The organism is Streptomyces sp. PA03-6a, assembly GCF_033792765.1.
Lineage (GTDB): Bacteria > Actinomycetota > Actinomycetes > Streptomycetales > Streptomycetaceae > Actinacidiphila.
Genome location: NZ_JARAVK010000267.1, coordinates 1 through 12,095 on the forward strand (window position 1 = coordinate 1; position 12,095 = coordinate 12,095).

At 72.4% G+C, this 12,095-nt stretch carries 13 protein-coding genes; 8 read left to right on the forward strand and 5 right to left on the reverse strand.

Annotated elements, in window-relative coordinates; all coding sequences use genetic code 11:
* The 3 genes from PV350_RS38860 to PV350_RS38870 form a co-directional block, all read left to right on the forward strand.
* Positions 1 to 1,289, forward strand: a 1,289-nt coding sequence (locus PV350_RS38860) for a S1C family serine protease (protein ID WP_500338154.1), incomplete at its 5' end; no start/stop codon positions are given.
* A gap of 133 nt (positions 1,290 to 1,422) precedes the next feature.
* On the forward strand, positions 1,423 to 1,863 hold the full coding sequence (locus tag PV350_RS38865; protein ID WP_499513790.1) for a Sec-independent protein translocase subunit TatB: 441 nt from the start codon (positions 1,423 to 1,425) through the stop codon (positions 1,861 to 1,863).
* 78 nt (positions 1,864 to 1,941) lie between these two features.
* Complete coding sequence (locus tag PV350_RS38870) at positions 1,942 to 2,553, forward strand: hypothetical protein (RefSeq protein WP_499513791.1); 612 nt, start codon at positions 1,942 to 1,944, stop codon at positions 2,551 to 2,553.
* 87 nt (positions 2,554 to 2,640) lie between these two features.
* On the opposite strand, the gene PV350_RS38875 is transcribed toward PV350_RS38870, so the two are convergent.
* The 3 genes from PV350_RS38875 to PV350_RS38885 form a co-directional block, all read right to left on the reverse strand.
* Complete coding sequence (locus PV350_RS38875; protein ID WP_499513792.1) at positions 2,641 to 3,798, reverse strand: Mrp/NBP35 family ATP-binding protein; 1,158 nt, start codon at positions 3,796 to 3,798, stop codon at positions 2,641 to 2,643.
* A 79-nt stretch (positions 3,799 to 3,877) separates the two neighbouring features.
* Positions 3,878 to 4,405: a DUF1003 domain-containing protein gene (locus tag PV350_RS38880; RefSeq protein WP_499516935.1), complete on the reverse strand. Its 528-nt coding sequence runs from the start codon at positions 4,403 to 4,405 to the stop codon at positions 3,878 to 3,880.
* Positions 4,369 to 5,628 (reverse strand): magnesium transporter MgtE N-terminal domain-containing protein, encoded by a 1,260-nt coding sequence (locus PV350_RS38885; RefSeq protein WP_499513793.1) that lies wholly within the window; start codon positions 5,626 to 5,628, stop codon positions 4,369 to 4,371. Before PV350_RS38885 ends, PV350_RS38880 begins: the two co-directional genes overlap by 37 nt.
* A gap of 173 nt (positions 5,629 to 5,801) precedes the next feature.
* Here PV350_RS38885 and PV350_RS38890 point away from each other — a divergent pair, with 173 nt between their 5' ends.
* The gene (locus PV350_RS38890) at positions 5,802 to 6,503 is read left to right on the forward strand and encodes a hypothetical protein (protein ID WP_500338155.1); all 702 of its coding nucleotides are present in this window, start codon (positions 5,802 to 5,804) and stop codon (positions 6,501 to 6,503) included.
* A 9-nt stretch (positions 6,504 to 6,512) separates the two neighbouring features.
* Here the strand turns inward: PV350_RS38890 and PV350_RS38895 are convergent, their stop codons facing one another.
* Positions 6,513 to 7,040, reverse strand: coding sequence for a hypothetical protein (locus PV350_RS38895; RefSeq protein ID WP_500338157.1), 528 nt, complete (start codon positions 7,038 to 7,040; stop codon positions 6,513 to 6,515).
* 137 nt (positions 7,041 to 7,177) lie between these two features.
* On the opposite strand from PV350_RS38895, the gene PV350_RS38900 reads away from it, so the two are divergent.
* Positions 7,178 to 8,122: a DMT family transporter gene (locus tag PV350_RS38900; RefSeq protein ID WP_500338159.1), complete on the forward strand. Its 945-nt coding sequence runs from the start codon at positions 7,178 to 7,180 to the stop codon at positions 8,120 to 8,122.
* A gap of 11 nt (positions 8,123 to 8,133) precedes the next feature.
* On the opposite strand, the gene PV350_RS38905 is transcribed toward PV350_RS38900, so the two are convergent.
* On the reverse strand, positions 8,134 to 9,249 hold the full coding sequence (locus PV350_RS38905) for a magnesium and cobalt transport protein CorA (RefSeq protein WP_499513797.1): 1,116 nt from the start codon (positions 9,247 to 9,249) through the stop codon (positions 8,134 to 8,136).
* A 441-nt stretch (positions 9,250 to 9,690) separates the two neighbouring features.
* Between PV350_RS38905 and PV350_RS38910 the strand changes: the two genes are divergently transcribed.
* The 3 genes from PV350_RS38910 to PV350_RS38920 all read left to right on the forward strand — a co-directional run.
* Positions 9,691 to 10,281 (forward strand): suppressor of fused domain protein, encoded by a 591-nt coding sequence (locus tag PV350_RS38910; protein ID WP_499513798.1) that lies wholly within the window; start codon positions 9,691 to 9,693, stop codon positions 10,279 to 10,281.
* Between the two features lie 182 nt (positions 10,282 to 10,463).
* Positions 10,464 to 11,102: a DUF6758 family protein gene (locus PV350_RS38915; protein ID WP_499513799.1), complete on the forward strand. Its 639-nt coding sequence runs from the start codon at positions 10,464 to 10,466 to the stop codon at positions 11,100 to 11,102.
* A gap of 82 nt (positions 11,103 to 11,184) precedes the next feature.
* A partial coding sequence (locus PV350_RS38920; protein WP_500338161.1) for a PHP domain-containing protein occupies positions 11,185 to 12,095 on the forward strand: 911 nt, incomplete at its 3' end.

A 12,095-nucleotide genomic window follows, 5' to 3' on the forward strand; every position in this document is an offset into this window, starting at 1 on the left:
CCGTACAGCCCCCCGTCGGCGCGGCGCCACCACCGCACCAGCCCGCGCCGCCGCCCCCGCCGCCGAGCGGCCCGCCCGGACCCCCGGCGCCGCTGTCCGTCGGCCAGTGGCACCGCTACGACCCCTGGGCGCCCCCGGGCGGCTCCGCGGGGCAGCAGCCGACCGCCCGGCGCACGGGGAGCCGGCGCGCCCCGCTGGCGGCCGCCCTGATCGCCGTCACCCTGATCGCCGGAGGCGTCGGCGGGGCGCTGGGCGCCTACGTGCACGACAGCGGCGGCACGCCGGAGGTGACCCTGCCGCAGGCCACCGCGGAGGCCGGCACCCGCGCCCCGGACAGCATCGCGGGCATCGCGGCCCAGGTCCTGCCCGGCGTCGTCTACATCCACGTCAAGGGCGACGCCGGTGAGGGCACCGGCACCGGGTTCGTGCTGGACGGCGAGGGCCACATCCTCACCAACAACCACGTGGTGGAGAGCGTCGCCAAGAGCGGCACCATCTCGGTGACCTTCAACGGCGGCCAGGTGAAGCCCGCCACGATCGTGGGCCGGGACACCGGCTACGACCTGGCGGTCATCAAGGTCAGCGGGGTGAAGGGGCTCCACCCGCTGACCCTCGGCGACTCCGACGCCGCCCAGGTCGGCGACCCGGTCGTCGCCATCGGCGCCCCGTACGGCCTCGAGGGCACCGTCACCTCCGGCATCATCAGCGCCACCCAGCGCCCGATCACCGCGGGCGGGGAGACCAACAGCAGCGACGTCAGCTACGTCGACGCCATCCAGACCGACGCCCCGATCAACCCCGGCAACTCCGGCGGTCCGCTGGTCGACGCCAAGGGCCTGGTCATCGGGATCAACAGCGCCATCCGCTCGGCGGACAGCGGCTCCGACCCCTTCGGCAACAGCAGCCAGGGCGGGAGCATCGGCCTCGGCTTCGCCATCCCGGTCAACCAGGCCAAGCGGGTGGCCGAGCAGCTGATCAACGACGGCAAGGCCACCCACCCGGTGATCGGCGTCAGCATCAACCTGCAGTACTCCGGCGACGGCGCCCAGGTCAGCCCCGAGGGCCAGGGCGAGGGGGACTCGGTGACCCCGAACGGCCCCGGCGCCAAGGCGGGCATCGAACCGGGTGACGTGATCACCGCCATCGACGGCAAGCGGGTGCACAACGGCGAGGAGCTGATCGTGCGGATCCGCGCCCACCGGCCCGGCGACACGCTGCAGCTCACCGTGAAGCGGGACGGCAAGCAGCGCGCCATGGAGCTGACCCTGGGCTCGGCCAGCGGGAACTGAGCACGGCGAATTCGGGATTTACCGGGGCGCGACCTACTGTTGACCCTGCCCACTCCCGTGCAGACGGTTGGGGCAGGTACGGTGAGATCCGCCGGATTCCGTCCGCCGGCCGAGGACCACGAGGAGCTGCACGGTGTTTTCAGACATAGGCGCGCTGGAGGTCGTCGCGCTCGTGATCCTTGCCGTGCTCGTGTTCGGGCCGGACAAGCTGCCCAAGGTCATCAAGGACGTGATGCAGTTCGTCCGCAAGGTGCGGGAGTTCTCCGACAGCGCGAAGGCGGACATCCGCAGCGAGCTGGGCCCGGAGTTCAAGGACTTCGAATTCGAGGACCTGCACCCGAAGAACTTCGTCCGGAAGCAGCTGCTGGACAACGACGAGCTGGGCCTGAAGGAGATCCGCAACGGATTCGACTTCAAGGAGGAGATGTCGGCGGTCACCGACGCCGTGCACGGCCGCGACAGCGGCGGCGGCTCGGGTTCCGCCGCGGGCTCCTCGGGCACTCCGGACCGGCTGCGCAAGCGCGACGGCCTGACGCCCGGCGAGGCCCCGCCGTTCGACTCCGACGCCACCTGATGCAGGGGCCTGCCCCGATCACGTAGCGCGAGTGGCTATTCTCCCTTTGTTTGCCCTTATGGAGGAGGCGCCGCGCGTATGGAGACCACAGCTGATCCGGCGGATCGTACGACCGGCGGCTATCTCAAGGCCGACTTCACCTGGTACGGACTGGACGAGGCGTTCACCGGCGACCGTTGGCTCGCCCCGGTCGGCATGAGCGCCGACGGCACGGTCGAGCACGGATCCACCGGCCACGGCGACGAACCGTCGGTCAAGGTCGAGCCCACCCCCGACCACCGCCGCTTCGTGGTGGTCGTCACGGTCGCCGACCGCCCGGTCCGGCGCAGCTCGGACGGCACCGGCGTGCTGGACGCCACCTCGGTCGCCTCGGCGGCCTGGCTGGCGGGTTCCGGACTGCTGACCTGCACCTGGCCCACCCAGATGGAGCGGCACCTGCGGCAGAACTGGCTCGACCAGCAGACCGCCATCGCCTGGGACCTCGCGGACAACCTCGAGGGCCCCGACTGGTCGGCGCTCAGCCTGCCGGTGGACGGCGTCCCCACGCCGTTCCACTACCGGGAGTCGGAGTACGGCTGGGTGATGGCCGGGTCGGCGCGCGGGGTGCACCTGGGTGCCTTCGGGCGCGGGATGAGCGCCTACGGCCTCGGCCTGGCCCAGGTGAAGGACATCACCACGTACCGGCCGTGAGGCCGTGAGCAACGGCTCAGGGGCGCCTCCCATGCCGGGAGGCGCCCCTGAGGTGTCCGGCGGGCCGGTCGTGGCCGGCCCGCCGGTTCAGAACTTGTTGCGCGGCGTGATGCCCAGCGACATGCCGGCCAGTCCGCGCTGACGCCCGCCCAGCTTGCCCGCGATGGCCCGCAGCGCCGAGCCGGCCGGGGACTGCGGGTCGGTCAGGACGACCGGGCGGCCGTCGTCGCCGCCCTCGCGCAGCCGCACGTCGATGGGGATCTGGCCGAGCACCGGCACGGTCGCGCCGGTGGTGCGGGTGAGGCCCTCGGCGACCCGTTCGCCGCCGCCGCTGCCGAAGACGTCGACCATCTCGCCGCAGTGCGGGCAGGGCAGCCCGGACATGTTCTCGATGACGCCGACGATCTTCTGGTGGGTCTGCACGGCGATGGTGCCCGCCCGCTCGGCGACCTCGGCCGCCGCCTGCTGGGGCGTGGTGACCACGAGGATCTCGGCGTTCGGGACCAGCTGCGCGACGGAGATCGCGATGTCGCCCGTGCCGGGCGGCAGGTCGAGCAGCAGCACGTCCAGGTCGCCCCAGTACACGTCGGCCAGGAACTGCTGCAGCGCCCGGTGGAGCATCGGGCCGCGCCACACGACCGGGGCGTTGCCCGGGGTGAACATGCCGATGGAGATGACCTTCACACCGTTGGCCGAGGGCGGCATGATCATGTTCTCGACCTGGGTCGGACGGCCGTCCGCGCCCAGCATCCGCGGCACGCTGTGGCCGTAGATGTCGGCGTCGACCACACCGACCTTCAGGCCGTCGGCGGCCATCGCGGCGGCCAGGTTCACCGTCACCGAGGACTTGCCGACGCCGCCCTTGCCGGAGGCGACCGCGTACACCCGGGTCAGCGAGCCGGGCTGCGCGAAGGGGATCTCCCGCTCCGCCTGCCCGCCACGCAGCGAGGTGGCCAGCTCGCGGCGCTGCTCGTCGCTCATCACGTCCAGTTCGACGGTCACCGCGGTGACCCCGGCGACCTTCGACACGGCGGTGGTCACCAGGTTGGTGATGGTGTCCCGTAGCGGGCAGCCCGACACCGTCAGGTACACGCCGACCCGCACCGCGCCGTCGTCCGCGATGTCGACCGACTTGACCATGCCGAGGTCGGTGATCGGCTTGTGGATCTCGGGGTCGTTCACCGTCGCGAGCGCGGCGCGCACCGCGTCGGGCGAAGGGGAGGAGCCGTGCGCTTCGGTAGCCATGCGTCGATGGTACGTCCCGCACCGTGCCCGCAGGACCCCCGGTGGGCGGGTTCACACGGCGGCGGGACGACCCCGGCGGTCACTCCGCCTCGGCACGCTGCCGCTGGTCGATGTCCTTCAGCAGCTCCTGCAGTTCGGAGCGGATCCAGTCGCGTGTGGCGACCTCTCCCAGGCCCAGCCGCAGCGCGGCCACCTCGCGGGTCAGGTACTCGGTGTCGGCGATGCTGCGGTCGTTCGCCTTGCGGTCCTGCTCCAGGTTGACCCGGTCGCGGTCGTCCTGCCGGTTCTGCGCCAGCAGGATCAGCGGGGCGGCGTAGGAGGCCTGCAGCGACAGCATCAGGGTGAGGAAGATGAAGGGGTAGGAGTCCCAGCGCAGATGGCGGGGCGCCAGCGCGTTCCACGCCACCCACGCGATGATCACCACCGTCATCCAGACGATGAACCGCCCGGTCCCCAGGAAGCGGGCGATCTTCTCCGACAGCCGCCCGAACGCCTCCGGGTCGTAGGAGGGCAGGAAGCTGATCCGCGGTACCCGCGGCTGGTCGAGGCGGACGCGGGGGCGCTCGTCGCTCACTGCGCCGCCTCGTGCAGCTCCGTCTCGCGCCAGTCCTCCGGCAGCAGGTGGTCCAGGACGTCGTCGACGGTGACGGCGCCCAGCAGCGATCCGCTGTCGTCGACGACCGGCACCGACACCATGTTGTACGTCGCCAGGAAGCTGGTGACCGCCGGCAGCGGGGTGTCCGGCGACAGCGGTTGCAGGTCGCTGTCGAGGAGCGCGCTGACCAGGGTGAACGGGGGGTCGCGCAGCAGCCGCTGGAAGTGCACCGTGCCCAGGTACTTGCCGGTCGGGGTCTCGTCCGGCGGCCGGCAGACATACACCTGGGCGGCGAGCGCGGGGGACAGGTCCGGGTTGCGGACCCGCGCCAGGGCGTCGGCGACGGTGGCGTCGGGGCGCAGCACGATCGGCTCCGTGGTCATCAGACCGCCGGCGGTGCGCTCCTCGTACGACATCAGCCGGCGCATGTCGGCCGCCTCGTGCGGCTCCATCAGTCCCAGCAGCCGCTCCTGCTCCTCCTTCGGCAGTTCGGCCAGCAGGTCGGCGGCGTCGTCCGGGTCCATCGCCTCCAGCACGTCGGCGGCCCGCTCCTGCTCGAGCTTGCCGAGGATCTCCACCTGGTCGTCGTCCGGCAGCTCCTCCAGGACGTCGGCGAGGCGGTCGTCGTCGAGGGCCGCGGCGACCTCGGCGCGACGCTTGGGCGACAGGTGGTGCAGGACGTTCGCCAGGTCGGCCGCACGCAGCTGGTCGAAGGTGGCGAGCAGTGCCTCCGCGCCCTGCGCGTGCTCGTCCAGCGAGAAGCCGGTGACCGCGGACCACACCACCGTCAGCGTCTCCCCGCTGCGCCGCAGCGGGCCGCCCTTGCCGCGGCGCACGAAGGCCTTGTCGATCTCCCAGTCGCGGCGCGCGGCGAGGCGCACCATGGACACGTCCAGCACGGTCACGTCCTCGCCGGTCTCGACCAGCGTCACCCGCTGGTCAAGCAGCTCGCCCAGGACCAGGGTCTCGGTCGGGCGCTGTTCGAAGCGCTGCATGTTGACGACACCCGTGGTGATCACCTGACCGGACTCCACGCCCGTCACCCGCGTGATCGGCAGGAAGATCCGGCGCCGGCTGACGACCTCCACCACCAGACCCAGCACACGCGGCGGCCGGCCCCCGACCCGCAGCATCACGACCACGTCCCGGACCCGGCCGACCTGGTCGCCGTTGGGATCGAAGACCCGCACCCCGGAGAGGTGCGAGACGAAGACCCGGGAGGTTCCCGCTGGCATGCCGCCAGGCTAACGCCGCCCCCGCCCCCCGGGCGCGCGGTAATGCTCCACGGGGGCTTCGCACGGCGTTCACAGCGGTTCACCCGGCCAGCGGTACGCTGCGGTAGCTTCGGCTCCGCTTCGCCGCTGCCCTCGTGTGACGGGCGCGTACAACTGCAGGAGGAAGAGAACACGTGATCCCCGGCCGCAGGTCAGCCGTCCTCGTGAGCCTTCTGGGCGCGGTCCTGGTGTTCGCCGGAGCGACAGGGTGCGCGGGTGATCCGGACGCGGGGACCAACGGCGTCGGCAAGCTGCCGGCCGGGACCATCGAGAAGCGCGCCCGCACCGCCGCCGACGCGGCCGACACGGTGCGGCTGTCCGGCACCGTCATCAGCAAGGGGCGCACCTACACGCTCGACATGCGGCTGCGCGGCAACGGCGGCCTGGGCGAGGTCACCTCCGACGGCAGCACCTTCGAACTGCTGCGGGTGGGCGACGACCTCTACCTCAAGGCGGGCGCCGGCTTCTACGGCGACCAGGTCGGCGCCAAGCTCAAGAACAAGTACGTCAAGGTGCCCGCCGGGGACCCCACGTACGACCAGTTCAGCGGCTTCACCGACAAGGAGGTGCTGCTGGAGGGCCTGTTCGTCCTGCACGGCGAACTCGCCGTCGGGGACCACCGCTCGGTCGGCGGCGTCCGCACCATCGCCGTCACCGCGGACGGCGGCAACGGCGGCACGATCGACGTGTCCCTGGAGGGCAAGCCGTACCCGCTGCGCTACGAACGCGCGGGCGGCGCCGGCACGCTGACCATGGCCGACTGGGGCAAGGACTTCACGCTGCGCGCGCCGGACGAGGACGACGTCGTCGACTACGGCAAGGCCGTGACGCAGTAGGCCCGGGGCTCAGGCCCTCTTGCGGCGCCGCAGCAGCAGCTTCGGCAGACCGGCCGGGACCGGCTGCCGGGTGGTCGCGGACGTCGGCACCGGGGCCGCCGCGCCACTGGCGTCCGTCATCGCGCCGGGGCGCTCCAGGGGGTCGCCGGTGGGCTCCAGGCGCAGCACGCGGCACTCGCGGGCCCAGCGTCCGGTCATCGTCTCCGCGTCCGGCGCGTTCAGCCGCTTGCCCTTGAGCTCCTCCACCGCGGCCGTCCACGCCTCGCCGTCCGGGCGCAGCTCGGTGACCCGGACCGGGAAGACGACCAGCCGGCCGCCCTTGTCCTTGCTGCGGACGGTGACCGTGGCGGTGCCGCCGTCGGTGAGTCCGGGCCCGGGCAGCGGCTGCTCGCCGGGGCCGCCGCCGACGACGACCACGGCACCGTCGACCCACGCGTGCCACAGGGCCTGACCGTCGGCCCACAGCAGACCGGACTTCTTCACGGCCTCCTCGATCAGGGCCTGGTCCAGCTGCGGCTGCGTCACGGTGTCCGTCATGCGCCCCACCCTATGGCGTGGGCCGTACGGGCCGCCGCCGTGGTGCCGCACACATGGTGAGACGACAGGAGCTCGGGGCCCGGACGGGCCTTACGCTAAGGAGGCCACCGTCCCACCGTGCCCCGAGGAGACACCGCGTGTCCGCCGCGCCGTCCGCCAGCACCACGCCCGCCGTACCGAAGGCGGACACCGACTCCGGCGCAGCCCCGCACGGGAGGCCGCCACTGGACTTCGCGCTCCTGGCTGTCGCCATCGCCGGCGTCTCCCTGTCCGCGCCGCTGATCGCCGCCACCGCCGCGCCCGCGCTGGCCATCGCCTTCTGGCGGAACGCCATGGCCGTGGGTGTGCTGAGCCCGTTCGCCTGGCTGCGGCACCGGCGGGAACTGCGGGGGATGGGCCGCCGGGCGCTGTGGCTGTCGATCGCGTCCGGCCTGGTGCTGGCGCTGCACTTCGGGCTGTGGCTGCCGAGCCTGACCATGACCTCGGTCGCGTCCTCGACGGCGCTGGGCACGACGACGCCGGTGTGGACCACCCTGATCCTGTTCATGCGCGGCCACCGGCCGCCGCGGATGGTGTGGCTGGGCTCTGCGCTGGCGGTCGCCGGCGTGGTGCTGCTGACCGGCGTCGACCTGTCGCTGTCACCGCGCGCCCTGGTCGGGGACGCCCTGGCGCTGGGCGGCGGCATCGCGGCGGCGGGGTACGTCCTGCTCGGCGCGGAGGTGCGACGGACCGTCAGCACGACCGCGTACACCTACGTCTGCTACTCCACCACGGCCGTGGCCCTGCTGGCCGTCTGCCTGGCCTCGGGCTCGGCGCTCGGCGGTTACGACGGCGGCACCTGGGCGAAGCTCGTCGCCCTGACCGTGGCCGCGCAACTGCTCGGCCACAGCCTGCTCAACCGCGTGGTGCGCGGGCTCGGGGCGTCGACCACGTCCACGGCGATCCTGCTGGAGACGCCGGGCGCCGCCCTGGTGGCGGCGGTCTGGCTGGGCCAGACCCCGCCCGTGGCGGCCTACCCGGCGCTCGCGGTGATCCTCGCGGGGCTGGCCCTGGTGATCCTGGCGGACCGCAGGAAGGCCTAGCCGGCGCGGGCCTACAGCCAGCCGTTGCGGCGCAGGATGCGGTGGATGGCGAGGCAGATCCCGCCGATCGCGACCAGCACCATCGGGTAGCCGTACCGCCAGTGGAGTTCCGGCATGTGCTCGAAGTTCATGCCGTACACACCGCAGATCATGGTCGGGACGGCGATGATCGCCGCCCATGAGGTGATCTTGCGCATGTCCTCGTTCTGCGCGACGGCCGCCTGGGCGAGGTTGGCCTGCAGGATGGAGTTGAGCAGGTCGTCGAAGCCGACCACCATCTCGTGGACGCGGGCGACGTGGTCGGCGACGTCCCGGAAGTACTTCTGGATCTCCGGGTCCACCACGCGCATCGGCCGCTCGCTGAGCATCTGCATCGGGCGCAGCAGCGGGGACACCGCCCGCTTGAACTCCAGCACCTCGCGCTTGAGCTGGTAGATGCGCCCCGCGTCGGTGGCCCGCGGCGACTTGCCCTGGGCGGAGAAGACGTCGATCTCCACCTCGTCGATGTCGTCCTGCACGGCCTCGCTGACCGCCAGGTAGTCGTCCACGACCTGGTCGGCGATGGCGTGCAGCACGGCGGAGGGGCCCTTGGCGAGCAGCTCGGGGTCGTCCTCCAGGCGGTGCCGCAGGGCGCGCAGCGAGCCGTGCCCGCCGTGCCGGACGGTGATGACGAAGTGCCGGCCGGTGAAGACCATCACCTCGCCGCTCTCCACCACCTCGCTGGTGGCGGTGAGTTCGGCGTGCTCGACGTAGCGGATGGTCTTGAAGACCATGAAGAGCGTGTCGTCGTAGCGCTCCAGCTTCGGCCGCTGGTGGGCGTGGACGGCGTCCTCCACGGCCAGCGGGTGCAGTCCGAACACCTCGGCGATCTCCGCGAACTCCCGCTCCGACGGCTCGTGCAGGCCGATCCAGACGAAGCCCTCGTTGCCGCCGCGCACCTTCTCCAGGGCCTCGCGCGGCGAGATGTGGTCGCTGCCGCGGCGGCCGTCCCGGTAGACGGCGCAGTCCACGACCGAGCTGGGCACGGCGGACGAGGTGCGGGAGCGGTCCGGGCCGTAGTCGTATGACGTGCTGCTCTTGCGCAGGGCGGGGCGGACGACTGCGCGCAGGTCGCGGATCATCGACATGGCAAGCTCCTTCACGGACTGGCCGGGCTGAAATGCGGATCAGGGCAGGGTGATCACCGTTGATCACTGCGCAGTTCAGGGAGCTCTTCCGGAGGCGGCAGGGCGGACCCGGGCAGGCCGTTCGAGCGGACACGCGGCGCCGTCACACGCTCGTGCTCGTGCTCGTGGAGAATTCGAGAATCCCCGTCGGTTCCGTGGTTCTTTGGTTTCACGCCCGGGTGACCGGGTACGGAACGCGGGGGATCAGGAGGGTTGCCGGGCGGAAGAGCTGCCGGTACTGCACGGTCGACTAGGATCCATTGCAGCCCCACCTCCTCCGGCCGTTCCCCGCTGGGGGAAAGTGGCACGCCTCTACCGGCGTAGCCGACGGCCCACCTTATCAGGCGCCTCCTGCGTGAAGCCGCGGCTTTGCACGTTCCATACGCGCTCTATGCTCACTTCATGGTCGACGTACTGGGGCTCGTTGAGGCGCGGCTGCACATGGCCTTCGGTGAGCCGGACGCCCGCGCCGCGGTGACCTTCCTGGGCACCGAACGGATCGAGGTGCTGCGCTTCCGCGAGGGTGAGCTGCTGCGGTACGCCACCCTGGGCATGTCGCGCGCACCGATGAACGACCCCGTCACCGTCGTCGCGGACCCGGTGCGCGGCCCGCGCGCGGAGCTCGTGCTGACCCTGCGCGGCGGGCGCGGCGCCGACACGGACAAGGTTCTGCGGCCGCTCGCCGTACTGGCCGCCAGCCCCCAGGTCGAGGGCGTCGTCGTCGCGCCGGGGAACTCGCTGGACGTGAGCGAACCGCTGTGGCCCGGGGCGGCGTTCTCGGCCGTCCTGGTCGCCGAGCCCGGTGGTCTGGTGGAGGACCTGGAACTCGACGCCCCGATGGACCCGGTCCGCTTCTTCCCGCTCCTGCCGATGACGGCGAACGAGGCCGCCTGGAAGCGGGTGCGCGGCGCCGGGGCGCTCCAGGAGCGCTGGCTGCAGGCGGGCACCGACCTGCGCGACCCGCAGCGCGCGGCGGTCCCGCTGACGGACTGAGCCCCGGCTGACGGACGGAGCCCCGGCGGTCGGTGACACCCCCTCAGCGGTCCCCGCGGGACCGCCGCCGGGCGACAGGTGTGACCGGCGGGGGAGGTGTGCCGTGCGGCGACGCCACGCGTCGAACTCGGACGGGTGATCGTCCTTGACGCGGGCACGCCGCCGGAGGACCGTGGGGCGTTATGAGGGGCGAACCCAGTTGCCCGAAGTGCGGTGGCCGGGTCCGAGCGCCCGGGCTCTTCGCCGACTCCTGGCAGTGCGACGAGCACGGCGCCGTGTATCCGTTGCAGCCTGTCGTGCCACCGAGTGTGGAAGCCCTCGGCGTGGTCGTGAGCCGGTCGCACGTCCCGGTGTGGATGCCCTGGCCGCTGCCGGTGGGCTGGCTGTTCACCGGCGTCGCGTCCGCGGGGGACGACCGCAGCGGCGGACGGGCCACGGCGGTGGCGTGCTCGGGTCCGGGGCCGCTCGGCGGGCAGGGCGAGATGGTGCTGGTGGCGGAGGAGCTCGGGGTCGGGCTCGGGGCGAGGTTCGCCGGGATCCCGGGGCCGGACCCCGGTCCGGCGATGTGCATCGGCAAGCCGCCGGCCGCCAAGGTGATCGCGGCCGGGAGGCCGACCGGCCTGTGGCACGTGAACGGGACGCCACCGGACCGCGCGGTCTTCGCGGGCGAGTCGTTCGGGCTCTGGCTGTGGGCGGTCGTGTGGCCGGAGGAGTCGGGCCTGCTCATGTACGACGAGCTGATACTGACCGATCTGCGCGAGGCCGGCGCCGAAGTCGATCTCGTCCCGTGCGGGGCGCTCTCCCCTCGCCTGCTCTCCTGAGATTCACAGGTTGTCCGGGCAGTTATCCTGGTAATCACAACCCCTGAATCCGTCCGAGCACCGAGCGCCTGGAGTGACCTGCGTGCGAATCGATCTGCACACCCACTCCACGGCCTCCGACGGCACGGACACCCCGGCAGAGCTGGTCCGGGCCGCGGCCGCGGCCGGGCTGGACGTCGTCGCCCTCACCGACCACGACACGGTCGGCGGCTACGCCGAGGCCGAGAAGGCGCTGGCCGAACTGCACGCCGCGGGCACCGCGGCGCCGGTCCTGGTCACCGGCGCCGAACTCTCCTGCCGCATCGACGGGGTGGGCCTGCACATGCTCGCCTACCTCTTCGACCCGCAGGAACCGGAGCTCCACCGGGAGCGCGAGCTCGTGCGCGACGACCGGGTGCCCCGCGCACAGGCCATGGTCGCCCGGCTCCGCGAGCACGGGGTGCCGGTGACCTGGGACCGCGTCGCCGAGATCGCCGGCGACGGTGCCGTGGGCCGGCCGCACATCGCCCAGGCGCTGATCGAGGCGGGACTGGTGGACAGCATCGCCGAGGCGTTCACGCCCGAGTGGATAGGGCCGGGCGGGCGCGCCTACGTCGAGAAGCACGAACTCGACCCCTTCGAGGCGATCCGGCTCGTCAAGAACGCGGGCGGGGTGACGGTCTTCGCCCATCCCGCCGCCGTCAAGCGCGGCACCTGCGTGCCCGAGGGCGTCATCCACGACCTGGCCGCGGCCGGGCTCGACGGCATCGAGGTGGACCACATGGACCACGACGAGCCGGCCCGTGGCCACCTGCGCGCCCTCGCCGCGGAGCTGGGACTGCTCCCCACCGGGTCCAGCGACTACCACGGCACCCGCAAGACCGTCCGGCTCGGCGAGTACACCACCGACCCCGAGGTCTACCGGGAGCTCGTCCGCCGCGCCGGTGGCCCGGCGGGGCCCCCCCCCCCCGGCCCTTACCCCCCCACCCCCGTCCTTAAAAAAACCAAAACCCC

Coding starts and splice junctions, on each gene's coding strand:
- PV350_RS38915 (WP_499513799.1), top strand. CDS start 10,464: ATGAGGGGCGAACCCAGTTGCCCGAAGTGCGGTGGCCGGGTCCGAGCG.
- PV350_RS38895 (WP_500338157.1), bottom strand. CDS start 7,040: ATGACGGACACCGTGACGCAGCCGCAGCTGGACCAGGCCCTGATCGAG.
- PV350_RS38875 (WP_499513792.1), bottom strand. CDS start 3,798: ATGGCTACCGAAGCGCACGGCTCCTCCCCTTCGCCCGACGCGGTGCGC.
- PV350_RS38905 (WP_499513797.1), bottom strand. CDS start 9,249: ATGTCGATGATCCGCGACCTGCGCGCAGTCGTCCGCCCCGCCCTGCGC.
- PV350_RS38910 (WP_499513798.1), top strand. CDS start 9,691: ATGGTCGACGTACTGGGGCTCGTTGAGGCGCGGCTGCACATGGCCTTC.
- PV350_RS38885 (WP_499513793.1), bottom strand. CDS start 5,628: ATGCCAGCGGGAACCTCCCGGGTCTTCGTCTCGCACCTCTCCGGGGTG.
- PV350_RS38870 (WP_499513791.1), top strand. CDS start 1,942: ATGGAGACCACAGCTGATCCGGCGGATCGTACGACCGGCGGCTATCTC.